A 24,383-nucleotide genomic window follows, 5' to 3' on the forward strand; every position below is an offset into this window, starting at 1 on the left:
ATTTCGAACGACTACTGGCGGGAGCTCCGCTGACGGGCTTGCCTCGATATGGATACGTCATTGGACAACGGATCGCTTCAGTAGCCAAGCGCCAAACCATCCTTGCGCGGATCGGAGGCGCCGGTCAGCGTTCCCTTCTCCCAGTCGATCAGCACCACTTGCCCGCCGCCCAGCGGGTGATGTGGCTCGGCCACGCGATGGCCGCGCCGGCGCAGGCCCTCGATTGCTTCGGCGGGCACGTTGCGTTCGGCCTCCACGGTATCATCATTGTAGAATACCCGAGGCGCATCCAGCGCTTGCTGCGGGTCCATGCCGAAATCGAGCATGTTGGTCAGCAGATGGACATGTCCGAACGGCTGGTAGCCGCCGCCCATGACGCCGAACGACATCACCACGCGGCCATTCCTGGTTGCCATGCCGGGCATGATCGTGTGCATCGGCCGCTTGCCGGGCGCGATGGCGTTCGGGTGTGCCGGGTCGAGCCGGAAGCTCGATCCGCGGTTCTGCAGCACGACACCGGTCTTCGGCCCGACGACGCCGCTGCCGAACGAATAATAGGTCGAGTTGATGAAGGAGACCGCATTGCGGTCGCGGTCGACGATGGAGATGTAAACCGTGTCGCTGCCTGGCAGGTCCAGGCGCGGCAGATGCGTCATGGCACGCTCGCGGTCGATCTCGGCACGCAGCCGGTCGGCATACGCGCTGGACAGGAGTTGTGCCACCGGCACCGGGACATGATCCTGGTCGCCGATGAAGCGGTCGCGGTCGCGATAGGCCAGCCGTCCCGCCTCGATCTCCAGATGCAGGCGCTCGGCGCCATTGGGGTCGAGCCCGCCGAGCTTGAAACCCGACAGTACATTCAACATCAAAAGCGCCGTCAGCCCCTGATTGTTCGGCGGCATCTGGTGGATGTCGTGGCCGCCATAGGCGGTGCTGACCGGCGCCACGTAGTCGCCCCTGGTTGCGGCGAAATCCTCATGCGAATGAAGCCCGCCCAATTCATTGAGCCGGCGCACGATATCGTCGGCAACAGCGCCTTCGTAGAATCCGGCGCGGCCGTGTTTGGCGATTACCCGCAAGGTGGCCGCGAGTTCCGGTTGCCGGTGGACATCGCCGGCCTTCGGCGCCTTGCCGTCCGGCAGGAAGATGCGCGTGGCATGTTCATCGGCTGACAGATCGGTCTCTGGTTCGGCCCAGTCGAAGGCGACGCGGTCATGCACGACATAGCCATTCTCGGCATAGTGGATGGCCGGCGCCAGCGCCTCGGCAAGGCCCTTGCGGCCATGGTCCTCCAGCAGGCGGCTCCAGGCGTCGACGGCGCCCGGCACGGTGACTGCGTGCGGGCCCTGTTTCGGAAGCTCGCTATAGCCCTTCTCCAGATACCAGTCGACGGTCGCCTTGGTCGGGGCGCGGCCGGAGCCGTTGAAGGCCAGAACATTGCCCTGTCCGGCCGGGCAGTAAAGGACAAAACAATCGCCGCCGATGCCTGTCGACTGCGGTTCGACCACCGCCTGCACGGCGGCGGCGCAGACGGCGGCATCCATGGCGTTGCCGCCGGAGCGCAGCATGTCGATGGCGGCAAGGGTCGAAAGCGGATGCGACGTCGCGGCAACCGCTTCCGTGGCACGAACCGGCGAGCGGCCGGGAAACTGGAAATCACGCATTCTGTCTGGATATCCCCTGGTCACTTGAAATCCCGATTGCTCACTTGAAATCAATGCCTGCGCCCGAATATCTGCGCAACCGACAACAGGACGACCGACAGCACGATCAGGCAGGTCGAGATGGCGGCGATCGTCGGGTCGATCTGGTCGCGCAGCGCGTTGAACATGCGGCGCGTCAACGTCGTCGTCTCGCCGCCCGATATGAACAGCGAAACCACCACTTCGTCGAAGGAGGTGATGAAGGCGAACAGCGCGCCCGAGACGATCGAGAAGCGGATCTGCGGCATGGTCACCTGCCAGAACGCGGCGACGCGTCCGGCACCCAGGCTGCGCGCCACCCGCTCCTGGTTCATGTCATAGGAGCGCAAGCCCGACAGCACCGTCAGCACCACCAGCGGCAAGGCTTGCACGGTGTGCGCGATGACCAGGCCGGTCAGCGTGTTGTTGAGCCCGATCCGCGCATAGAGGAAGAAAGTGCCGATGCCGATCAGGATCACCGGAACAATCAGCGACGCCGTCAGTAGCGCGTTGATGGTGCCGTTGAAGCGCAACGTGCCCCGGTTGATCGCATAGGCGGCGGCGGTGCCGAGCGGCGTCGCCACCAATGTCGTCATGATCGCCACCTTGACCGAGACGATCGTCGCGTCGCGCCACTCCAGCGACTGGAAATAGGTCTGGTACCAGCGCAGCGACCATTGCTGTGGCGGGAATTGCAGCAGCGTCGAATCCGAAAACGACATGATGACGATGATGATCGACGGCGCGATCAGGAACAACAGCACGAGGCCGCCGAGGGCGTAGAGCCACAGGCGTTGCCGGTGCGAGATCGGCAGGCCGATATCCTCGCTCATCGCGAACTCCATACGCCAGTGGCGCGCGCGCCGAGCAGCCATTGGAACAGCCCAAGAAGCGCCAGCGTGACCACCAGCAGCACCACGCCGAGGGCCGCTCCGGCTCCCCAGTTCGAGTAGAGGCTGGTGGTCTGTTCCATGCGCATCGCCCACATGATCACCTTGCCGCCGCCCATCAGCGCCGGGGTGACGAAGAACCCCAGGCACAGCACGAAGACGATGACCACGCCCGACGCAAGACCGGGCAGCGACAGCGGAAAGAAGATCTGCCGGAAGGTCGCGACCGGACCGGCGCCAAGGTTCATCCCGGCGCGCAGGCAGTCGCCGTCGATGGTCTTCATCGAGGCGTAGAGCGGCAGCACCAGGAACGGCAGCAAGATGTGCGTCATGCCGATGACGACGCCCGACAGATTGTTGGCGAGCGACAGCGGCTGGCTGATGACGCCGAGGTCGATCAGCCAGCTGTTGATCAGGCCCTTGCGCTGCAGGATCACCAGCCAGGCATAGGTGCGCACCAGGACCGAGGTCCAGAACGGCAGGATGACGAAGATCAGGCAGATCGAGGCTGCCCGGCGCGGCAGTTGCGACAGCATGTAGGCCAGCGGATAGCCGAGCAGGACGCAGGCGCCGGTGACGATGAAGGCGACCTTGAAGGTGGTGACGAAGGTCTTGATGTAGGAGGCCTGCTCGAAGAAGCGCGCATAATTGGCGACGCTGAGGACGCCGGCCTCGTCGAAGAGCGACAGCCAGAACAGCCAGCCGATCGGCACGACGATGATGGCAAAGACCAGGAACAGGCTTGGCGACAGCAGCGCCAGCAGCCGCAGCGACTCGCGCCGGGCGTCGGCGCGCAACGACTGCGCGTTCAGATCGCCGGCAGATGCGTGCAAGGCGGATTGCGCGCTCATCAGTCTGATGCCACCAGGATCGTGTCCTGCGCGTCGAGGCCGAGGTTGATCGGCTGGCCGGGAGCCGGCATTCTGGCCAGCACGTCGCTGCGGCAATAGTCGCGCAGCGTCAGCTGGCGACCGTCGCGCAGCGCCGCGTAGCAGACGAAGCTGTCTCCCTGGTAGATGATGTCACCGACCGTCGCATTGATCACATTGACGCCGCTTTGCGGCTCGGCATTTGCCAGCAGCCGCAACTTTTCCGGCCGCACCACCATCAGGTGTTGGCCCGATGCCGGCGCCGGCGCCGCGGTATGGATTCTCCTGTCCTCGTACCAGACCGAACCATTGCGGCATTCGACGGGTATGAAGTTCGATTCGCCGATGAAGCCGGCTACAAACCGCGTCTGCGGCGTGGCGTAGAGGGTTTCCGGTCTGTCGAGCTGTTCGATGCGCCCGCCATTCATCACCGCGATGCGGTCCGACATGGTGATGGCTTCGCGCTGGTCATGCGTGACATAGACGGTGGTCATGCCAAGCCGGCGATGCAGGCTGCGCAGCTCGATCTGCATATGTTCGCGCAGGCCCTTGTCGAGCGCCGATAAGGGTTCGTCCATCAGCACGATGCGCGGCTCGAAGACGATGGCGCGCGCCAGCGCCACGCGCTGGCGTTGGCCGCCGGAGAGCTGGTTGACCCGGCGCTCGCCGAGGCCCTGCAGCTTGACCAGATCCAGCGCCTTCTCGACGCGCTCGGCCGTCTCGGTGCTGGCGACGCCGCGTTGCTTCAGCGGAAAGGCGATGTTGTGGAAGACGTTCATATGCGGAAACAGCGCGTAGTTCTGGAACACCATGCCGATGTTGCGCCTGTGCGGCGGCGTGGTGATGATCTCGTCGTCGCCGACCTTGATGCTGCCGGCATTGGCGCGCACAAAGCCGGCCAGGATCATCAGCAGCGTCGTCTTGCCGGATCCGGAAGGCCCCAGCAGCGTCAGGAACTCGCCGGCTTCGACATCGAGGTTGAGGTCGCGCAGCACCGCTACGCTGCCAAATCGTTTCTCGATCCGGCGCATGCTGATCGGCAGCGCGGATGGCGCAATGGACAAGATCATCGTCTCCTGAACTGAGGCGGCAGAGGCAGGGCGAGCGGTTGCGCCGCCCTGCCGTGGTTTGGGTTCTGGCCAGCGCCTATTGCTGGACCAGATTGTTGAACTTTTCCGTCGCCTCGACCAGAGTGTCGCGCCAGAATTCGGCGTCCTGCAGCACCTGCTTCTTGACGTTTTCTGGCGCCGAATTGATGTCCTTGGTCCTCTCCTGCGGGATCTTGCCGGTCTCGAAGGCCTTTTCGTTCACCGGCCCGTTGTCGACATAGAGCGGCAGATTGGCCTGCAATTGCGGGCTGACGAACATCGCCAGCGCCTTCATGGCGGCTTCCTTGTTCTTGGCGCCCTTCGGGATGACCATGCAGTCGGCGGTCAGAACACCCTGGTCGAACGAGAAGCTGACCGGCGCGCCTTCCTTCTTCAAGGTGCCGGCGCGGCCGTTCCAGATGCTCGCCATGTCGACTTCGCCGTCCTTGACCAACTGCATGGCCTGGGCACCGGAGGTCCACCAGGCATCGACATGACCACGGATCTTGTCGACGGATTTCAGCGCGCCGTCGATATCGACCGGATAGACCTTGTCGATCGGAATGCCCTCGGCCAGTGCCGCCACGCTCAGAGTCTCCGTCGCCTGGCTGCCACTCAGCGCGCGCCGTCCCGGAAATTTCTCGACATTCCAGAAATCGGCCCAGGTCTTCGGGCCCTTGTCGCCGAAGACATCGGTCCGGTAGATGAGCACGACCGAGGTGTAGGAAATGCCGACCCAGTCGTCATGGACCAGCTTCGGGTTGATGCCGCTCTTGTCGATGATGCCGTAGTCGAGTTTTTCGAACAGGCCTTCCTTCGAGCCGCGTGCGCATTCGTCGGCGCCAAGCTCGGTGATGTCCCATTTGACGGCATTGCCGGTCACCTGCAGCCGCACGTCGTCGAGGCCGTTGGTGGTGTCTTCCTTGATGGTGATGCCGAGCGCATCGGCGGTCGGCTTGAAGAACGCCTTGGTCTGCGCCTCCTGGTAGGTGCCGCCCCATGAGGCTACGGTGATGGTATCGCCCGCCACGGCGGGGGCTGCGAGCGACGCCATGAGGGCGGCAACCGCGACAACGCTAACATTTCTGGTCATGTTCATTTTCGGCTCTCCAACCGGTGTTCCCATTGTTTTTGATTTCGCATGCTATCTTGTATACAATTTTGAGTGTAGCCTAGCGATCGGTGATGTCAACACCGTCCGGCGCGATCGAATTCAGGCGTGTCGAGCAGGGCAAAGATGGAAAGAGACGGCCTCGCTGGGGCGTGGCAAATTACGCCTACTGCGACTACAGCTGTGCGTGTCCCGGCTGAAAGACCGGAGAACTGGGGACGAAACCTTGGCCAAGGAAACCAAAAATACGCTGCGCGACTCGGTCTATTCCTCGCTCAAGGCGATGATCGTGACCGGCCAGATTCCACCGGGCTCGCGCGTCACCGAAAGCGACATCGCCGCAAAGCTGAATGTCAGCCGCACGCCGGTGCGCGAGGCCTTCAACCGCCTCGAGCGCGATGGCCTGGTCACCGGCAGGCCGCGCCAGGGCTATGTCGTCACCGAGTTCGACATCAGCATGTTCCGCGAGGCCTTCGAGATCCGCGAACTGCTCGACGGCCATGCGACAGAGTTGGCCGCGGCCGTGGCGACGGAGCAGGACAAGGCGCGGCTGCGCGCCATTCTGACTGAGTGCGAGCGGCTGGCCGCCATACCGGATCGCACCACCAGGGAGAAATTCCAGGAGCTCGAGGCCGGCATCGACCTGCATCGCGTCATTGCGCAGATCAGCGGCAATGTCATGCTGCACGGCATGCTGTGCGGCATCCTAGACAAGTGCCAGCACTATGTCTGGACGGAGCTCTTGTGGCTGGACGAATGGAAGATCGCCCGCGACGAGCATGCCGAAATCGTCGACGCGATCTGCGCCGGCGATGCCAGCCGGGCCGGCACGCTGGCGCGCGCCCATGTGCGGGGATCCCGCGACAACGTGCTGCGCCTGCTGCAGGCCAAATCGGACTACCAGAGTTTCCTGGCCAAGGCGTCTTGAACACGCCGGCTAACGGGATGAAGCGCCTGGCGGGCCTTCATTGGCACGCCCGAAGAAGTTCGAACGCTTTAGCTAGGGGCCGGCGCCTATCATGGCCTGAGTTCTATGCGCTGCGGCCGAACCTGAGGCCGGCCAACGACAACGGGCGGAGGGGTACAGCCGGCGACGCCGGCTGCATTCGGCCGCTGGAATGCCATGACAGCCAGTCGCGTCCTGGTTTTCCAAATAGGCACGAGATGCCAGTGGCTCCTACTTAGCGACGAATATGGATCCGGCTGGCGTCCCCGCCGATCGAAGTGGACCGCTAGGCCTTCGTTGACTGCTGCCAATACAGCGCACCGCTCAAGCTGATCGTCCGACAGCTCGCAATCAGGGACTTTATCTCGCACTGACTGAACTGCCGAAAAGGTCGAGATGATGCGTCCGGGAGCAGAGGAGTCGATATATCCGGCGATAGCGTCAGTGACGTCATCGGGAACAAGAAAGTTGAATTGGCGCGACGTGGTGGAAGCTACGATCCGATTAAGCATTTCGCCTGCTGAAAGCCCCAACGGATACTATCCGCCGCGGATGGTATATCAGCAAGGACTAATGGGCATCGATCGGGTGTTATGCACCGAATTCTAATTGAACCTGTCGAAAGGACACGCTGCCTCGTTCCGGCGAAGCGCCTTTGAGCCTTCAGCCCTTGCGTTCCTGCAGGCTGTTGCCGCCGTCGACCACCAACACGGCACCGTTGACATAGCTGGCGCCTTCCGATGCCAGGAACACCACCGCTGCGGCCACCTCATCCGGCCGGCCGGCCCGCGCCGGCGGCGCATACAGGGCCGCCATCCGCTCCATCTCGCTCGACGAACCCGTTTCGATCCACCCGGGAGCCACGGCGTTGGCGGTGATGCCGCTTTTCGCCACTTCGAGCGCCAGCGTGCGGGTCAGGCCGACCATTCCGGCCTTGGCGGCGGAATAAGCGGCGGTGCCTTCGAAGGACACCAGCGGCCCGGTGACCGACGCCACATTGACGATGCGCCCATAGCCCGCTTCGACCATTGCCGGCAGGAACGCCCGGGTGACCAGAAACGCTGTCTTCAGGCTGACATCGATCCCTTGGTCCCAGTCGGCCTCGGTCATCGAGAGGAACGCCTTGTCGACCGATGGCGATGCCAGCGAGCCCATGCCGGCATTGTTGACCAGGATATCGATGGTGCCGGCGCTTGCCCGCAGCCGCTCGACATCGGCGGCGACAGTGAGGTCGGCGACCGCGGCGGAGGCATCGATACCCACGGCACGAAGCTCGGCGGCGCGATCGAGCACACGCGCGCTGGCGCCGGTGAGGACGACGGCATGGCCGGCACGGCCGAGTTGCCGGGCAATGGCAAAGCCGATGCCGTCGGCCGCACCAGCCCCGGTGATCAACGCACGCTTGATGCTGGCAGAGGACATGGTCAGGCTCCGACGGTCACAATCAACGCACCATAGTCGATGAATGGATTTGGCGCGCCGGATCAGATGAAATTGGTACTGCTGTGTTATTTAGCGCCTGTCAGTTCTAATAGGCTCGGCCACTGCACAGAATGTTGGTGCACCAGTCGCCCGCCGCTGCGCGAACGGCAGATTCGAACCGGAGGCTCAAATGTCAGTTGTCGAGGAAGAAGCTTCGCCCGCGGTCCCCTCACATCCTGAGGAAATCAAATCGGTTTTCGACCTGCGCTTGGGCAAGCATGTTACTTTGCAAGGCAGTGCCAGGATAACGCCGGCAGGCGTGATCAGCGCCGGCATCGCGGTCGCCGTGATGACGCTTGCGATGGGTTATCTTGCCTCGTCGACCAGGCGTCGCAGGCAATAGGCGAGAGCCATCTGACGCTCCGGCCGAAAGGAAATTGGGCGCCGCTATGTCATTGCTGCGCCTGTTGGTTTCTGAGATCACCGCTCGGAGTGTTAGGTCCGCTTGGCGCGCCATGAGCCGACACTTGGCACCGAGGTGACGAACATCTCAATGGGGGTCGGAAGCGACTGTCAGCTTTCAGGCTGGGCAGAACAGCGACCCCTTGCGTCCAGCATAGTGCGGACCGCTTTGCGCCGATTCTGTTGAAAGAGTCCGACGCACCGCAAAGTCGGCGCCGCGGGGCGGGCCTCTCGTCAGGGCGCAGCATTGGGTGTACCATTTTGGCCCTGTTGCGTCCGGGGCCGGATGATGATCGTCCCTCCATTGAACCGGAAACTGCTGGCGATCCTGGCAGCGGACATGGTCGGCTATTCAAAGGCGATCGAGATCGACGAAGCTGGCACCATCGGACGCCTGAGGGCTATCCGGGCCGATGTGACCGATAAGGCGATCGCTCTGCACCAGGGTCGAATTGTCAAGCTGTTAGGAGATGGCGCACTTGTCGTCTTCGACAGCGTGGTCGATGCGGTGATCTGCGCAGCCGAAATTCAGAAAGCTGTGGCCGTTCGCAATGGTGGATTGCCGGAGCATGAGCGGATTGTGTTCCGCATCGGGATAAATCTTGGCGATGTGGCACTGGTGGATGGCGATGTGTATGGCGACGGCGTCAATATCGCCGCTCGCATAGAGCAGCTTGCCGAGCCGGGCGGAGTAATGGTGTCAGGTACGGCCTACGACCATTTGCAGGGCAAGCTTGATTGGCCACTCGATTTCGTTGGCGAGCAGCATGTCAAGAACATCAACCGCCCCGTGCGGATGTACCGGGTGAGGCTCGATGGCAAGCGGGTGCGTTGGACCTTACGCAAGGCGATGCCGCGCTGGACCAGGACGGCTGCGGCGGCCGTCGTGGTGCTGGCTCTGGCGGGTGGAGGGACCTGGTGGTTCTTTCAGCCCGCGCCACTGGGGGCCAAGCCGTCGGTCGCCGTGCTGCCCTTCAATAATTATGGCGACGACGAGGTCACCGGTCGTTTGGCCGATGGATTGACTGAGGATATCATCACCGACCTCGCGCGGTTCCCCGAACTTGAGGTCGTGGCCCGGAATTCGACGGAAGTTTACAAAGGCAAGCCGGTGGATGCTCGCCAGGTCGCAAGTGCGCTCCATGTCGGCTTCGTGCTGGAAGGCTCTATCCAGCGGCAAAATGGGCGGGTGCGGGTCACCGCGCAGTTGATCGATGCACAAACCGGCAACCATCTTTGGTCGGATCGTTGGGACCGGCCCGCTGAGGATGTGTTCGCCGTCCAGACCGAGATTGCAGAGCAAGTCACCAACCGTCTCGGCAACGGCGTGGGGCTGATTCAGGGAGCGGGGCGGGCTGCAGCGAAGCGTAAACGGCCGGACAACTTGACTGTCTATGATTACTATCTGCTCGGAACCGAAAGGATTGAAAAGATTACCGTAGCGGATGAGGAGGAGGCTATCAGGCTGCTCAACCTCGCTGTCGCGCTGGACCCCGGGTTCGCCCGCGCCTGGGTGGAACTTTATCATGCTCATAACATATTGGCTGGCTTCGGTATCAATCCCGAGAGCGAGATCAAGGCGGCTGCCGATGTAGCCGAACGCGCGGTGCGGCTCGATCCGAGCGACGCCGAGGCGCACGCCGTTTTTGGCATGAGCCTCAAAGAAAAGGGCGACAACGCCCGCGCCAAGGTCGAGCTGGACACGGCCCTCCGCCTCGCTCCGGGTTCGGCCGAAATCCTGACATTCTATTCCGGCTATGCGGCAGGCTTCGACGAACCCGAACGCGGCGCTCAGTTGGTCGACCAAGTTATAAGGCTCGACCCGAATTACCCGATGTGGGCAACTAGTTTCTACTCCACGGCCTATTTTATGGCTGGCCGCTATGAGGACGCCGTGAAGATGCTGGAGCGCAAGACGCCTGATAACTACGGCAAAGGGGATTGGGTGGTGCGTAGCAGCTCCCTCGCGGCACTGGGTCGAACCGATGAGGCGAATGCTTCGGTCAGGGAAACCCTCAAACGGTATCCGGACCTGACCGTCGAGGGCCTGGTCAATGAATTCAGCTCGGGCAAGAGGGAACGCGGTCGTTTCATCGAGACAATGCCGCTCGCCGGCTTCCCGCTTTGCGCCAAGCCCGAGGCGCTGGCAAAGCTCGCCAAACCTGGGCGACTGTCGGAATGCGACACCGGGGAGGCGCAGCCTCTCAGGCAGCCATAGAACAGCTCGGCTTGAGCGCTGACCGCCCGGTGAAATGAGCATCCCTACAGTGAAAGCCGGCTCGGCAAGTGAAGTCTGGCCAGTGGCGGCTATTCCTGCCCCAGTTGCCCGCTCCAGAACGGTCACTCGTCGAGCCAGTATTGGCGGAGACAGCCGAACTGGCGCGAGGCGACAGATTGGCGCTTGGCGACAAATGCCAGTGCGAAGAGACTCCGGGGCGAGCGGTTCGCTTTCACACCAGGCAGGATCGTGTAACCCTGATCGACCAGTTGCAATTTCAGCTCGCTGAGATGCCGTTTGAAGCCGTTCTCGATTTGGCTCCGAGGGTAGCGCCATCCGTTCCTGCACGCTCGGATCAGAATGTCGGAATACAATTCGGCACTAACGGCTCTCACAGCATCTTCGGAAATCAGCTTGCCGCCAGATTGCGTGCCTTCGGACAAGCACGGTCCAACCGACAGAGGCAGCACCAGCATTGCGGCAAAGATAGATGACTTTGTCATGGACACCTCCTGCTTCCTGAATGGATCGGGATCCTGCGACCCGACCAAACCCCGTCGACAGGAAAGCCTAGAATTGCTGGCGGTCGGATGGCATCGTGCAAATGCAGTGTTTTCGAGATCGCATCTGTAGTATTTTGCCGTGCCGGGTCGGCCACAACTCGTAGCGGATCGGAGACTTGAAGCGATGCTTCGTGCCGTGAGCAATCCTCTGACCAGTCTGTCGGACCGGGAGCGGGTGGTCGCTGCAAAATTCGCCGAGGGGATGACCTACCGTGAAATCGGCGAGACGCTCTTCATAGCGCCGACTACCGTTCGGACCCATCTGTCGGCCATATACCGGAAACTCGATATTCGCAGCAAAGTTGCGCTTGCAACCTTGCTTGCCGACCAACGCGAGCAAGACACGGGCCAGGCATCATTCGGTGGCCTTTCGGTAGAGGCCTCTGGGCCAACAGTCGTTGCGGTTCTCCCTTTCGACAATCTGAGCGCGGACGAGCGATGGAACCGCTTGGCCGACGGCTTGTCGGCGGACATCATGGTCGACCTCGCTCGCTACCCTGACCTTGCGGTCATCGCCCGCCAGACCATGCTCTCGTACAAGGGACGGCGCGATGACGTGCTATCCATCGGGCGGGAACTGAATGCGGATTATCTACTTGAGGGGACCTTGCAGGCGGCAGCGCAGCAGCTGCGGATCTGCGTCCAACTCGTCGACGCGCGCACTGGAGTCGATTTGTGGACGGCCCGCTATGATCGATCAGCGGAAGACCTGTTTGCGATGCAGGACATGGTCACCGAAAACGTCGTCAACGTCCTTGCTAGCTGTTGCGGCAAGCTCGCCAAACTTCGACGCGATGTTGTCCGCCGAAAACACCCCGCCAGCCTACGTGCCTATGACTACTATCTGCTCGGCGTCGAGCAGCACAATTTGTACACGCACGCTTCGAATGCGGAAGCGGTGCGGCTTCTGACGCGTGCCATCGAGCTCGACCCTGGACTTGCCAGAGCCTGGACAGTACTGGGGCTGGCGCATGCCGTCGCCGCCATCAATGCGTTTACCAACGACCCTTCCGCCGCAAAGGAGCAATGGAAACTGTGCCTCGAACGAGCTTTGGCGCTCGACGCGGGTGATACCCATGCACGCATATGTCTAGCCGAGCTTCGAGCCTTGCAGGGCGATCTCGATGCCACAGCAAGAGAGCATGATCTTGCCTTGGCGGCCGCCCCGCACGATGCCGATACCCTCGCCTTGCTTGCCGGAGGAAAGGCGTTCGTGACAGGCGACCCGCGGGAAGGATATGAACTGGCGAAGCGTGCGATCCGTCTCAATCCGTACGTTTCCTGGTACTATAGCATGCTTGGCCGATCGAGCTTCGTTGTAGGTCTCCACAGGGAGTGCCTGACCGCGTTCAGCCAAGCACCGCCGGACTCGCCTGCAACGCTGCTGTTCCAGGCCATGGCGCACGCCATGCTCGGTGAAACACCTCAGGCAATAAAGATTGCCAACCGGTTGGCGAGAGAATTTCCAAACACTTCGGCCGAAGGGTTTATCGGCTCCTATCCAGTCACCAATCCTCCCGCTATTGCCGCGATCCGGGAGGGTGCCCGCCGCGCGGGGCTGGCAAGCTTCAATTGAGATACCATTGCGGAGACCTCGGCGAGACCAGGCGAATCCTAGCCACAATGTTGATTGCCTATGGTGCCGTAGAGGCTGTCGGCTACGCGCAGGCGCAAAATCCGCTCACAATCATCGCACCAGTCTCCGGTCAGACTGCCGATGGGACGCTCTCCTTTTCCGGGACGGCTTTCGTCAACAGCATTACACGGCGCGGAACTATTAGCGGGCAGACCAATACCGGGGTCGAATGCCGAGGGACGGCCATCGTCAATCTTACGTTCTCGCATGGAGAAGGGACGATCGTTTGCGGGCAACTCTCATCCCGGTTCGTGTTCTCGCTGACCAGCAGACAACCCCCAGCTGGCACAGGAGCGGGAACCCTTTCCGACGGGCGCAAGGTGATGTTGAGAATAGGACAATGACCACAAATCGACCGCCCTTCTGTCAAGAAGTGGCGAGCTGAAACATTGATGTAAGTGGGCTGACTATTACTCTTGCCAAGGCCGACGGAATCCGAGCCGATCGATGACGTCGCACGCGGAAACGGAAGCCCGCGAGCCCGGTTGTAGCGGATCACGGGTGGGCAACGCTTTCTCACGGCGCACGTGGCCTTCAGGCGTTCGACCCAGTGGCCGAACAGCGTGGTCGCGTTGACTGCGGACCATCGCACTTATGGATTGGAAAGACTGGAACTGAGCCGCAAGCAGACTGTCCACTCCCAAATGGCAACCTCTCGAAAGCAGTCGTCGCGCCTGTGATCAAGCCAAAACTCGACGACAGTTCGAACCTCTCCGGGCGCACCTACGCCATTGTGCGACAGGGTATCCGGCGGGCTCCCCGGAGCCGCCGATTGTACGCCGCGAACGGCCGGTTTCTGGTCTGGCACCAACTTCTGAAACCGACCCATAGCGGAAGTTGAACATCGAGCAACAGCCCTACGTTTTTTCGAGCGGATGGCTTAGGCTCGTCGCATGGGACTATTGACCTTCAGCATAAACGTCACCCTGGACGGCTGCGTCGATCACGAGGAGGGAATCGCTGACGACGAGACGCACGCGTTCTTCACCCGCCTTATGGACGAGGGCGGGGCGATGCTGTGGGGCCGCATCACCTACGAGATGATGGAGAGCTACTGGCCGGCGGTCGCTCGCGGCGACGTGCAGGCGCCGCCGGCGATACGCGAGTGGGCGGTCAAGCTGGACGCCAAACCGAAGTACGTGGTGTCGTCGACGCGAACGGACTTCCCGTGGGCCAACAGCCACCACATCGCCGACGACCTGCGAACAGGCGTACAGAGGCTCAAGGACGCGACTCCGGCCGGCGTGCTCCTCGGTAGCGGCAAACTCGCGACCGAGCTGGACCGGCTGGATCTGATCGACGAATATCAGCTCCTCGTCCATCCCAGGATCGCCGGCCACGGCCCGACCCTGTACCAGGGCGGGCTGCCCAGTGCTCGACGGCTCGAGCTGGTCTCGGCGAAGCCGCTCCGCAACGGCGCGGTCGCTATGCACTATCGGCGCGAGCGCTGACTCCGAGCAGCCTCGACGCGCCCAACTCGGGGGCTCGCGTGTCGCAGGAGCGCCGCCGATTAACAGTCGGCTTTGGTCGTCTGGCGGCCTGGATGAGAACAGATGCACCCAAGCGCCGGGGCCGTCTGTAGCGGAGACCTCGGCTGGCTGCCCGTACCGGCGGGGTGACGATTCTGCGCGCCATTTGTGGACAAAACTGGACACTCCTGCCGGAGCCGCCCCGTCGCCCATCGCCAGACTCTCCAGTAGCCAGCTTGGTCGAGGTCAATCGGCGACTTCTGCTTCCAGGACGTCCCCTTGCCTTCGGCCACCGTCAGAGCGGCGAGCTGTTCGAAAACGGCCAGGCGATAGGCCATGATGTCGATGGAACAGCTTCGAAAACGCGGCCGGGGTCTCGTAGCCGACACGGGTCGCAATCCTTGCAATCCCCTCGTCGCTTGTTTCGAGCAGAAACGCAGCCTCCGACATCCGGCGTGCGATCAGATAACGGTACATGGACTGGCCGACGAGGTTGGTGAAGCGAGCTGAAAACGCTGAGCGACCGAGCCCCACGCGCTGCCCCAGGTCGCCTAGGGTCCAGGGTTGATCCGGCCGTTCGTGAATCAACTGAAGCGCCGGTCCTATGTGCGGGTCCGCCATCGCCCCCAGCCACCCGCCTTCTCCGGAATCGAGAGACTTGATCCAGCTTCGCAACACCTCAACGAAGAGCACTTCTGTCAGTCGTGAGAGTGCGACGCCTTGGCCGGGACGCGCAAGCGCCGACTCGCTCACCATGCGTTGCAGAATCGCCTCGAGCCATCCGGCGTCTTCCGTCGGCTTCAGGAGAAGCAGGGGCGGAAGTAATTCCAACACGCTGCCGCGCGAGGGCCGCTCCACAGTGAAATTGCCACAGATCATCGTCGAGAGCGGCTGCGCGTTGCCTCCATGACGAACGACGCCAAGACGTCCGGGCAGTCGATCGAGGTCCACAATCGGTAACGGCGTCGTCCGGCGATCCGAATAAATCAGGTGAGGCTCGCCGCGTGTGACGACGACAAAGTCGCCCGCGGTCATGTGGAGTTCTCGTCCCTGATCGAGCGCGAGGGTAGCTGAGCCGCGACTGAGATAATGGAACAGGGCGTAGGGGCGCGCTGGCAATGCCAGATTCCATGGATGGCCGAGCTCGAAGTGGAAGAGCAGAGTCCCACCGAGGCGAATGCGATCGAGCACTTGGGCGAGGATGTCCATCCTCCCGATGTTAATACGACGGACGGTCAGACACAATATTCGGACGATTGATGCCTAACGTCCGAATGCTCCACGTAGTACCTGATCTCAAGTCGAGCCAACAGGTCGCGCGGCAAACCATTACGCAAACGGCAGATGGGAGAACCGCGACTTTTGCCGACACACCTGCCCCGGACCCGCGTCGTCCGTCATCTCAACAGGAGCAATCAATGCGAAATCTTCTACTCTCAGTCGCCACCGTCCTCATGGCCGGAGCAACACTTGCCGCCCCCGCCCAATCAGCTCAACTGCCCAAGGGCGCGGCTCACAATATCGTGCTCGTCCATGGCGCTTTCGTCGACCAGACGAGCTGGAAGCCGGTTGCCGATATCCTGACGAAGAAGGGCTATAACGTAACGCTCGTCGAAAACCCGCTCACCTCCCTCGCAGCGGACGTCGATGCCACCAAACAGGCGCTCGCGAAACAGAACGGGAAGACCGTTCTCGTTGGCCACTCTTGGGGCGGTGTGGTCATCACGCAAGCAGGTGACGATCCAAACGTCTCGGCGCTCGTCTACGTCTCCGCATTCGCGCCCGACGTGGGAGAATCTCTGGCGAGCTTATCCAAGAGCGGTCCGGCAACCGAAGGCGCCGCGGCGATCCATCCCGACGAAAAGGGCAACCTCTACATAGATCCTAAAGCGTTTCCTTCGGCAGTCGCGGCTGACCTTCCTCCGGAGATCGCCGAATCCTTGGCAAACCATCAGCTCCCGTTGAACCACACGGCGTTCCAGGCTCCCGTCGATAAGGCAGCTTGGCACGACAAGCCGACGTTCTATGTGATCAGCACGAAGGACAAGGTCATCGCACCCGAGGTCCAGAAGATTTTCGCCACCAGGATGAAGGCCCAGACGACGGAGGTCGCCGGCAGCCATGCCTCTCTCGTCGTCCACGCGAAGGAAGTCGCCGCCGTGATTGGAAAGGCCGCACTGGTGAAGTGACGATACCGCTCCCGGCACTTTCGTGCCGGGAGCACGCGTGCTCGGCGGACTACGGAATGCCTTGGACCGCGAGCCGCTCAGACCTAGCCAAAACCACACCAGCTACTCCCACTCGATTATTTTATGCCAAGCATCCGGAGGATGACATGACTGAGTTCGACACCGCGAGCCAGGACGCCGCCACGCTCGAAACGGCCCCCACCCGTTACATCGAAGGCAGCGGAATCCGCTTCGCCTATCGCCGCCTCGGCCCATCGACCGGAACGGCGCTGGTTCTCCTGCAGCATTTCTCGGGCAACATCGATGCGTGGGACCCCGCCGTCGTGAATGTCCTGGCCGCCGATCGACCGGTGATCGTTTTCGATAACGCCGGGGTCGGCCGCTCGACAGGCCAAACGCCCGACAATATCGCGGCGATGGCCCGAGACGCTGTCGCTTTTATCAAACTGCTCGGCCTCTCCGAAGTCGACCTTCTGGGCTTTTCCCTCGGCGGCTGCGTCGCCCAGCAGATCGCTGCCGAGCACGGACGGCTGGTCCGCAAGCTAATCCTCGTCGGCACCGCTCCGAAAGGCGGAGAGGAACACCTGTTGACGGTTCTCCAGGACGCGTTTTCCCAAACCGAGGCGCCGGACCTCCGCCTGCCGCTATTCTTCACCAAGTCGTCCGCCAGCCAGTCGGCCGGCCTAGCCTTCCTGAAGCGGGCGAAGGTTCGTAAGGAAGATCGGGACACCGATAACGGCGGCGCGGTGACGGATCCGCAGGCCAAGGCGCTTATTACTTGGTGCGCCACACCTGATCCCGAGCACGCCATTCTGCGCGCCATCCGCCAGCCCGCCCTTGTGGTCAGCGGCAGCCACGACACCATGCTGCCGGCGGACAACGCCTACGTAATGTTCAAGGTTCTAAGCAACGCCCAGCTGGTCCTCTATCCCGATTCCGGCCACGGCGCGCTGTTTCAGCACCACGAATTGTTCGTCAGCCACGTCCGGACCTTCCTGGAAGCGTAATCGGCGGCTGCATAATCCCGGCGCGATCGGTCGCCACTTTATTCCTGAGAGCTGTTGCGGAGAAAGAAATGACAATCGCAAAGGTCGAGGTTGAGCGTTTCAGCCTGACGTGTTCCAAACCATTCGATCCCGTTGTGGCCGCGCTCAAGTCAGCGGTCGGGCAACCTGACATCGTCGAATTTTTCAACGCGACGAGGGCTGCAAATTCCTTCTCGGATTTGGAGCGCGTTGTGCAAAACGGCCAAGGCCGCACCGGTCTCATGCTCTTCGCGGAATTCGACTTGGGCGCCATTCTGCGCCGCGAGACTGGACGCGACTCTCCTAAGAGCATGCGGTTTTTGCTGGGCAATCCACTCATTATGAAAGAAATGGTCAAGCACGTTCCCGATGCTGGATCCTACGCCCCAGTCACAGTCCTTCTTGATCAACGTCCCGACGGCGTGCATGTCTCCTATGACAAAATGGAAAGCTATCTGCTCTCTTATGGCAGTTTGGAGGCTCTTGCTGTCGCCCGCAATCTTGATGCGAAAATCACAAGCTTGCTACGCGAATGCACGAGCTAAACTCTCCTGGTATCGCTTCGAGAGACGTGACAGCCCCGCGAGCAAGCGCGTTCCGTCTCGGCGGCAACACTTGCGTCACAACGCGACCTGCGCTTTTCCCCAGGGAACTCGCGAGCTCGATCGAACTCACCCACAGCTCTGCGCCAATGGCGGACGTTCAGTTGACAGACGTTCTCAGAGGCGCGGCTTGCACGAGACGCGACATCTTAGTCATCGCCTCGCCAAGTGTTGCCGTGTTCGATCTTGTCGCGTGAGAGCAAGCAGCACTAGAAAGCAGGCCATTTGCTAATCTAACAAAGTACAATAGGGTGACAATCAGAGGGGGCCTAATGACGAGCGGAACGGACATTCTTGATACCGCCGTCATCGGTGCCGGTTGGGCGGGTCTAGGCGTCAGTCATGCGCTGACGCAGGGCGGCTTGCGTCATAGAGTGTTGGAGCGAGGTCGCATCGGTGAGACCTGGCGGATCCAGCGCTGGGACTCCTTTCGGGTAAACACACCTAACAGCCAAACGGTCATGCCCGGGGATACCTATGTCGGCCCCGATCCCGACGGTGCAATGACAAGCGGTGAGTTTGTTACGCTGTTGGAGGACTATGCAGTCCGGTATGGCCTCCCGGTGGAAACCGGCACGCCGGTGACGGAACTTGTTGCGAGCGGCGGCCTGTATCGGCTGGCCCTTCCGCACGGCCCCTTGTGGGCGAGGACTGTGGTGATCGCAAGCAGCAACCAGAATTGCCCGGCGCGCCCGCCTTTCTCTGCTTTGTTGCCGCCCAAAGTCCAACAGATTGATGCATCGGCCTATCGCAACGCATCTCGTCTCGACAGCGGAGCCGTGTTGGTGGTCGGTAGCGCCCAGTCGGGCGGCCAGATAGCCGAGGATTTGGCCCAGGCGGGGCGAACTGTCTTTCTTGCAACCAGCCGGGTCGGCCGACTGCCCCGAATGTACCGAGGTAGTCACATCAGCGTCTGGATGGTTCTTAGCGGACTGATAGATGTGACGCGCAGCGAAATACTTCAGCAGGGCCCCATCCCTGGAAGGCCGCTGACAGGAGCGCTCCATACGATCAGCCTGCAGTCCCTCAGCGCGCAAGGCGTTGTCTTGCTGGGTCGCCTCACCGGCGTCGACAACGGCCGCCTCTCGTTCAGCGACGATGCAGAGGAGCATGTTCGCCATGCAGACGAGGGCTCCGCTAGAATTCGAAGCCATATCGACGAGTACATCGCGCGCAATGGGATCGATGCCCCGAGGGCTGACCCGGACCCGGCAGAGGTGATTGGCGCGCTTCTGCCCAATCCACCCGTCCGATCAATTGACCTCGCCGCGCGGGGGATCACAACGGTGATCTGGTGCACCGGGTTCAGAGGGGATTTCGGGTGGGTGCGCGTTCCCAATGTGCTCGATGCGCAAGGGCAACCATTGCACGAGGGCGTGTTCGCGGGCGCCCCTGGCGTGTATTTTGCCGGCCTGCCTTTCGCGATCTCGCGACGGTCGGGCACAATATTGGCAATCGCGGAAGAAGCAGCCCTGTTGGTCGAGGATATCCAGCGTCGTTTGGCAGACACCTGCCTCTGACGTCCCGATTCAGGGTGGCGACTCTGAGCGACTATCACTCAGTAGGCGGCTTCCTCCTCTCGCAAGATTCAAGCCACGAAGGCGAATGGTCGCTGAGGGTCGATAACGGACCCCGAGTGCCCAGTGTTGCTCTGGGGTGGTGGTGTAATGGCGCGCCCGAAGAGATTCGAACTCCTGACCCCCAGATTCGTAGTCTGGTGCTCTATCCAGCTGAGCTACGGGCGCGCAACAGGCCATGCTTTCCATGACCCCGCTAGCCGATCGTGAACGACCGGCCGCGACGAGACGTGTTCCCTAGCGACTGAATTTCCGAAAAGCAAGCCGATCCGGCAAAAGTTTTGTCGCAGGTATGTCATCCGGCGACGGCGGTCAGGATTCCGCCATGTTCAAAAGGGCCTGAAGTCGAGCCCAAACGCGATTCCTGGAAGGAAGAACACCGACCCCAGAGAAAATGGGCACCGGGCTTGCAGGGAATGAGCATCGGGCAAAACAACGCCCGAACCATCATGCCGGGCGGCGCAGGCCGTTGCGGGCCTGGTCGAGCCGGACCGGCTGGTCGGGGATCGTGACCGCGAATGTGGTGCGCCCGCCAATGCTTTCCACCAGCTCCACCGTGCCGCCATGCGCCCGGATCAGTTCGTGCGCGATCGCCAGGCCAAGGCCGGTGCCGCCGCTGCGGGCCGAGCCGCGAAAGGCCGCGAACAGGTTTTCCCGTGCCTTGGGTGGTAAGCCGGGGCCGGTGTCGGTGACGACGATGCGGCTGACGCTGCCCAGGCGCACGGCCGATACCGCCAGGCGCCGGACCAGCGCGCTTTCATTGTCTGCGGCCATGGCCTGCACGGAATTGCGGCACAGATTGGTGAGCACGCGGAACAACTGCTCGGAATCGGCATCCACCTCGAAGGCCGGCTCGATCGCATTGACGAACTCGATGCCCTGCTCGATGTCGAGCAGGCCATGCACGTCCTCGACCAGCTGGCGCAGCCTGAGCCTGCGGCGCGAAGGCGGCGGCTCCTGGGTGCGGCCGTAGTGAAGCACGCCTTCGGAGTAGGAGACGGCGCGGTCGAGCGCGCGCAGCAGTTTCGGCGCGAATGCCTGCACGGTCGGGTCCTTGACCTGGCGCAGGCGGTCCGACATCAGCTGCGCCGAGGCCAGGATGTTGCGCATGTCATGGTTGATCTTCGACACGGCCAGGCCGAGGTCGGCAAGGTGCTTCTGCTCGGAGAGCATCTTTTGCAGCCGCTCCTGCATCTGCGACAGTTCGCGCTCGGCGACGCCGATCTCGTCGGCGCGGGCGGCGGGATGGATGATGCGCCCGGGATCGTCGGGCGCCTCGGAGAAGGACAGCATCGAACGCGTCATCGTCCGGATCGGCCCGATCATGATCAGGTCGATCGCGGCATAGACCAGCATTGCGGTGAACAGCGAGATCAGCAGCGAGACGAAGGCAACGTTGCGCGAATATCGCAGCATGGCATTGCGCAGACTGTTGTCCGGCATGATCAGCTCGAACTCCTTGTCGCTGTCGCCGACCGGGCCGAAGACGCGCAGCATCCGGTGGCCGCCGAAAAACAGCGTGTCGAGCGCACCGGTCATGCCCTTGATCATGCCGATCGAGGCGATATCGATGTGTTCGTCGACCTGCGGCGGCATCTCGGCCACCACCAGCAGCCGCGACACGCCGCCGTCACGCACCGCGATCGCCTTGGCGCCGATCGCCATCAGCACGTCGTTTTGGGCCGCACGCGACAGCGAGGTGGATTCACCTTGCACCAGCACGATCGACACAGCCGCAGCCGTGCTCAACCGCTCCTTCAGCCAGTTCAGCCGGTAGCTGGCGATCCACGGCAGGAAGATCAGCACTTCGGCCAGAAGCACGAAAACAATGGTGAGCAGCAGCAGCTTGGTCGACAGGCCGCGCGACAACGGCACGGTGCGTCCGGCGGTTGGCGCCGCCGTGTCGATCCGTTCCTCCGCCTGTATGGTTTCGCTCATGCGGCTATGTCTTCACGATCACTTGATCAACGCAGATTAGGCGATTACGGCTTTTTTACCAATTTCATCCTTGGCCGGAAACAAAAACCGGCCTGGACGACGACCGGCTTCGGCCTGGCGACTCCGGATTGACTTCCAAAACCCTTCTTTCTATAAGCCCGCTCACGCTCGGGCCATTCGTCCCGGCGCGGTTTCGATCGCGCCAAAACCGGCCCGGCAAAGCTCCTGTTACACAGTGACAGAATCAAGAAGGGCCGCACCCCGCGGTATTAAAACAAATGAAGCGTACCTACCAACCGTCTAAACTCGTCCGCAAACGTCGGCACGGCTTTCGTGCCCGCATGGCCACCAAGGGTGGTCGCGGCGTCGTCGCAGCTCGCCGCAACCGCGGTCGCAAGCGGCTCAGCGCCTGAAGGGAAGACGAGATCGTTGCCCGCATCCGGCAAGCCAGTGGGACCAAATCCCAAGCGGCTTCTGAAGCGCGCCGAATTCCTGGCCGTCCGTCGTGGTGAAAAGCGACGCGGGCGGCTTTTTCTCGTTGAAGTTCTCGACCGCGGCGACGGCCTGTCGCCGCGCGTCGGCTATACCGTCACCAAGAAGGTCGGCAATGCGGTTGTCCGCAATCGCGTCCGGCGACGGCTGCGAGAAGCGGTCCGTACACATGCCGCAAGTGACATGGCGCCTGGCAATGACTATGTCATCGTCGGGCGCGAAGATGTGCTGACCATTCCGTTCGGCCAGTTGAAGGCCGAACTCTCCCGCCGATTGCGCGGAACACGATAGGCCAAGGGCTTTCGATGGATAACAACCGGAACTTCTTCATCACCATCGCGCTGTCGGTGCTGATCCTGGCGGTATGGCAATATTTCTATGTCTTGCCGCGCAGCGAGCAGCAGCGCGAGGCGGCCCGCATCGAACAGCAGCGCGTCGAAGAGCAGAAGAAGGCCGCCGACGCCGCCAATCCAGGCGCCGGTACCGCAACGCCCGCCGCACCTGGCGCCATTCCGAACGCACCCGGCGGCAACGCGATTGCGGCGGTCGACCGCAACCAGGCGCTGGCGGCGAGCAAGCGCGTCAAGATCGATACGCCGAGCCTCGAGGGCTCGATCAACCTGACCGGCGCGCGGCTCGACGACCTCAAGCTCAAGCATTACACCGAAACCGTCGACAAGAATTCACCCGAGATCGAGCTGCTCAACCCGCAAGCGCTGGCGACGGGATATTTTGCCGAGATCGGTTTCGTCGGCAACGACAAGACCGGTGCGGTGCCGGGTTCGGACACGGTGTGGAGTGTGGACGGCAATCCGACGCTGAGCCCGTCGACGCCGGTCACGCTCACCTACACCAATGACAAGGGCCTGACCTTTAAGCGCACATTCTCCGTCGACAACGACTATATGTTCACGGTTTCGGACACGGTGCAGAATTCCGGCAGCAGCGCCGTTTCGCTGTTCAACTATGGCCGCGTCACGCGCTATGACAAGCCGGCCGTCGCCAGTACCTACGTGCTGCATGAAGGTTTGATCGGCGTTACCGGCACCGAGGGCTTGGCCGAATACAAATACGCCAAGATCGAATCCGAAAAGCAGGTCACTCCGGGCAAGTCGACCGATGGCTGGCTCGGCATCACCGACAAATACTGGGCCGTCACGCTGGTGCCGACCGAGAAGCACCCGTTCCAGCCGCGCTATGCCTTTTTCGACGATGGTCGTCACCGCTACCAGTCCGACTTCCTCACCGATGCAATCAATGTCGATGCCGGCCAGTCCGCGACAGTCGAGACAGAGATCTTCGCCGGCGCCAAGGAAGTCGCCAAGATCAACGCCTATGAGACTGACCGTCACATTCGCCAGTTCAATTTGGTGATCGACTGGGGGTATTTCTATTTCATCACCAAGCCAATGTTCTGGCTGATCGACACGCTCTACAAATTCTTCGGCAATTTCGGCCTGGCGATCCTCGCCACCACCGTCATCGTCAAGGCCATCTTCTTCCCGCTCGCCAATAAGTCCTACGCGTCGATGGCGAACATGAAGAAGGTACAGCCCAAGATGCTCGAGATCCGCGAGAAATACGCGGACGACAAGATGAAGCAGCAGCAGGCGATGATGGAGCTGTACAAGACCGAGAAGATCAATCCGCTGGCCGGCTGCTGGCCGGTGGCGCTGCAGATCCCGGTCTTCTTCTCGCTCTACAAGGTGCTCTACATCACCATCGAGATGCGCCACGCGCCGTTCTTCGGCTGGATCCAGGATCTGGCGGCACCCGATCCGACCTCGATCTTCAATCTGTTCGGCCTCGTGCCGGTCACTTTGCCGCACATGCTGATGATCGGCGTCTGGCCGCTGATCATGGGCGTCACCATGTTCCTGCAGATGCGCATGAACCCGACGCCGCCGGACCCGACGCAAGCCGCGATCTTCACCTGGATGCCGGTCATCTTCACCTTCATGATGGCGGGTTTCCCGGCCGGTCTCGTCATCTACTGGGCCTGGAACAACACACTGTCGATCCTGCAGCAGGGCGTGATCATGAAGCGTCAGGGCGCCAAGATCGAACTGTGGGACAATCTCGTGGCATTGTTCCGAAAGAAACCGTCGCCGGCGGAATAGCAGGCCTCTCCTTCCATCAAAGCCCCGGCTGGTCCGGGGCGTTTTTATTGGCCACAGGCCGGGTCACGTTCCCGTGATCTGCGA

22 protein-coding genes and 1 tRNA gene are annotated in these 24,383 nt (G+C 61.9%); 13 read left to right on the forward strand and 10 right to left on the reverse strand.

Translation table 11 applies throughout. The features are described 5' to 3' along the window. Nucleotides 1-77 precede the first annotated feature (77 nt). From ggt to AC07FD_RS29755, 5 genes are all read right to left on the reverse strand, one after another. Nucleotides 78-1,664, reverse strand: coding sequence for a gamma-glutamyltransferase (gene ggt / locus AC07FD_RS29735; RefSeq protein ID WP_478352748.1), 1,587 nt, complete (start codon nucleotides 1,662-1,664; stop codon nucleotides 78-80). A gap of 50 nt (nucleotides 1,665-1,714) precedes the next feature. Continuing rightward, nucleotides 1,715-2,515 carry an ABC transporter permease gene (locus AC07FD_RS29740; protein ID WP_478352749.1) on the reverse strand — a complete coding sequence of 267 codons (801 nt, stop codon included), beginning with the start codon at nucleotides 2,513-2,515 and terminating at the stop codon, nucleotides 1,715-1,717. Beyond that, a complete protein-coding gene (locus tag AC07FD_RS29745) occupies nucleotides 2,512-3,423 on the reverse strand; it encodes an ABC transporter permease (RefSeq protein WP_478352750.1) in 912 nt (303 codons plus the stop codon). The genes AC07FD_RS29740 and AC07FD_RS29745 overlap by 4 nt, the downstream gene beginning before the upstream one ends. Then, entirely contained in the window at nucleotides 3,423-4,505 is a 1,083-nt protein-coding gene (locus tag AC07FD_RS29750; RefSeq protein ID WP_478352852.1) for an ABC transporter ATP-binding protein, read from the reverse strand. Before AC07FD_RS29750 ends, AC07FD_RS29745 begins: the two co-directional genes overlap by 1 nt. Nucleotides 4,506-4,587: 82 nt before the next feature. After that, nucleotides 4,588-5,628: an ABC transporter substrate-binding protein gene (locus tag AC07FD_RS29755; protein ID WP_478352751.1), complete on the reverse strand. Its 1,041-nt coding sequence runs from the start codon at nucleotides 5,626-5,628 to the stop codon at nucleotides 4,588-4,590. A 238-nt stretch (nucleotides 5,629-5,866) separates the two neighbouring features. On the opposite strand from AC07FD_RS29755, the gene AC07FD_RS29760 reads away from it, so the two are divergent. Beyond that, nucleotides 5,867-6,568 (forward strand): GntR family transcriptional regulator, encoded by a 702-nt coding sequence (locus AC07FD_RS29760; protein ID WP_095083584.1) that lies wholly within the window; start codon nucleotides 5,867-5,869, stop codon nucleotides 6,566-6,568. Nucleotides 6,569-7,249: 681 nt separating this feature from the next. On the opposite strand, the gene AC07FD_RS29765 is transcribed toward AC07FD_RS29760, so the two are convergent. Continuing rightward, entirely contained in the window at nucleotides 7,250-8,008 is a 759-nt protein-coding gene (locus AC07FD_RS29765; RefSeq protein ID WP_478352752.1) for an SDR family NAD(P)-dependent oxidoreductase, read from the reverse strand. A gap of 190 nt (nucleotides 8,009-8,198) precedes the next feature. On the opposite strand from AC07FD_RS29765, the gene AC07FD_RS29770 reads away from it, so the two are divergent. Together AC07FD_RS29770 and AC07FD_RS29775 are read left to right on the forward strand one after the other, a co-directional pair. Further along, on the forward strand, nucleotides 8,199-8,411 hold the full coding sequence (locus tag AC07FD_RS29770; RefSeq protein ID WP_095084346.1) for a hypothetical protein: 213 nt from the start codon (nucleotides 8,199-8,201) through the stop codon (nucleotides 8,409-8,411). A 348-nt stretch (nucleotides 8,412-8,759) separates the two neighbouring features. Next, nucleotides 8,760-10,688, forward strand: coding sequence for an adenylate/guanylate cyclase domain-containing protein (locus AC07FD_RS29775; protein ID WP_478352853.1), 1,929 nt, complete (start codon nucleotides 8,760-8,762; stop codon nucleotides 10,686-10,688). 122 nt (nucleotides 10,689-10,810) lie between these two features. On the opposite strand, the gene AC07FD_RS29780 is transcribed toward AC07FD_RS29775, so the two are convergent. Beyond that, nucleotides 10,811-11,197 carry a hypothetical protein gene (locus AC07FD_RS29780; RefSeq protein WP_478352753.1) on the reverse strand — a complete coding sequence of 129 codons (387 nt, stop codon included), beginning with the start codon at nucleotides 11,195-11,197 and terminating at the stop codon, nucleotides 10,811-10,813. Nucleotides 11,198-11,375: 178 nt separating this feature from the next. Here AC07FD_RS29780 and AC07FD_RS29785 point away from each other — a divergent pair, with 178 nt between their 5' ends. From AC07FD_RS29785 to AC07FD_RS29795, 3 genes are all read left to right on the forward strand, one after another. Then, nucleotides 11,376-12,827 (forward strand): LuxR C-terminal-related transcriptional regulator, encoded by a 1,452-nt coding sequence (locus AC07FD_RS29785; protein WP_478352754.1) that lies wholly within the window; start codon nucleotides 11,376-11,378, stop codon nucleotides 12,825-12,827. A gap of 47 nt (nucleotides 12,828-12,874) precedes the next feature. Then, nucleotides 12,875-13,231: a hypothetical protein gene (locus AC07FD_RS29790; RefSeq protein WP_478352755.1), complete on the forward strand. Its 357-nt coding sequence runs from the start codon at nucleotides 12,875-12,877 to the stop codon at nucleotides 13,229-13,231. A gap of 549 nt (nucleotides 13,232-13,780) precedes the next feature. Next, nucleotides 13,781-14,338, forward strand: a complete 558-nt coding sequence (locus AC07FD_RS29795) for a dihydrofolate reductase family protein (RefSeq protein WP_478352756.1) — start codon at nucleotides 13,781-13,783, stop codon at nucleotides 14,336-14,338. Between the two features lie 264 nt (nucleotides 14,339-14,602). On the opposite strand, the gene AC07FD_RS29800 is transcribed toward AC07FD_RS29795, so the two are convergent. Continuing rightward, nucleotides 14,603-15,565: a cupin domain-containing protein gene (locus tag AC07FD_RS29800; protein WP_478352757.1), complete on the reverse strand. Its 963-nt coding sequence runs from the start codon at nucleotides 15,563-15,565 to the stop codon at nucleotides 14,603-14,605. A gap of 209 nt (nucleotides 15,566-15,774) precedes the next feature. Here AC07FD_RS29800 and AC07FD_RS29805 point away from each other — a divergent pair, with 209 nt between their 5' ends. From AC07FD_RS29805 to AC07FD_RS29820, 4 genes are all read left to right on the forward strand, one after another. Next, nucleotides 15,775-16,545: an alpha/beta hydrolase gene (locus AC07FD_RS29805; RefSeq protein WP_478352854.1), complete on the forward strand. Its 771-nt coding sequence runs from the start codon at nucleotides 15,775-15,777 to the stop codon at nucleotides 16,543-16,545. 146 nt (nucleotides 16,546-16,691) lie between these two features. Then, on the forward strand, nucleotides 16,692-17,552 hold the full coding sequence (locus AC07FD_RS29810) for an alpha/beta fold hydrolase (protein ID WP_478352758.1): 861 nt from the start codon (nucleotides 16,692-16,694) through the stop codon (nucleotides 17,550-17,552). A gap of 68 nt (nucleotides 17,553-17,620) precedes the next feature. After that, nucleotides 17,621-18,115 carry a DUF302 domain-containing protein gene (locus tag AC07FD_RS29815; protein WP_478352759.1) on the forward strand — a complete coding sequence of 165 codons (495 nt, stop codon included), beginning with the start codon at nucleotides 17,621-17,623 and terminating at the stop codon, nucleotides 18,113-18,115. A 329-nt stretch (nucleotides 18,116-18,444) separates the two neighbouring features. Further along, nucleotides 18,445-19,692, forward strand: a complete 1,248-nt coding sequence (locus AC07FD_RS29820) for a flavin-containing monooxygenase (RefSeq protein WP_478352760.1) — start codon at nucleotides 18,445-18,447, stop codon at nucleotides 19,690-19,692. 148 nt (nucleotides 19,693-19,840) lie between these two features. Here the strand turns inward: AC07FD_RS29820 and AC07FD_RS29825 are convergent. After that, nucleotides 19,841-19,917 (reverse strand) — tRNA-Arg (locus AC07FD_RS29825). 279 nt (nucleotides 19,918-20,196) lie between these two features. Next, nucleotides 20,197-21,687, reverse strand: coding sequence for a sensor histidine kinase (locus tag AC07FD_RS29830; protein WP_095083532.1), 1,491 nt, complete (start codon nucleotides 21,685-21,687; stop codon nucleotides 20,197-20,199). 278 nt (nucleotides 21,688-21,965) lie between these two features. Here AC07FD_RS29830 and rpmH point away from each other — a divergent pair, with 278 nt between their 5' ends. The 3 genes from rpmH to yidC are packed head-to-tail and all read left to right on the forward strand — an operon-like array spanning nucleotide 21,966 to nucleotide 24,299. Next, the gene (gene rpmH / locus AC07FD_RS29835) at nucleotides 21,966-22,100 is read left to right on the forward strand and encodes a 50S ribosomal protein L34 (protein WP_008833937.1); all 135 of its coding nucleotides are present in this window, start codon (nucleotides 21,966-21,968) and stop codon (nucleotides 22,098-22,100) included. Nucleotides 22,101-22,116: 16 nt separating this feature from the next. Further along, nucleotides 22,117-22,470 carry a ribonuclease P protein component gene (rnpA, locus tag AC07FD_RS29840; protein ID WP_111545239.1) on the forward strand — a complete coding sequence of 118 codons (354 nt, stop codon included), beginning with the start codon at nucleotides 22,117-22,119 and terminating at the stop codon, nucleotides 22,468-22,470. Between the two features lie 14 nt (nucleotides 22,471-22,484). Continuing rightward, complete coding sequence (yidC, locus tag AC07FD_RS29845; protein ID WP_478352761.1) at nucleotides 22,485-24,299, forward strand: membrane protein insertase YidC; 1,815 nt, start codon at nucleotides 22,485-22,487, stop codon at nucleotides 24,297-24,299. The last annotated feature ends 84 nt before the right edge of the window (nucleotides 24,300-24,383 follow it).

It is taken from the genome of Mesorhizobium waitakense (assembly GCF_056431085.1).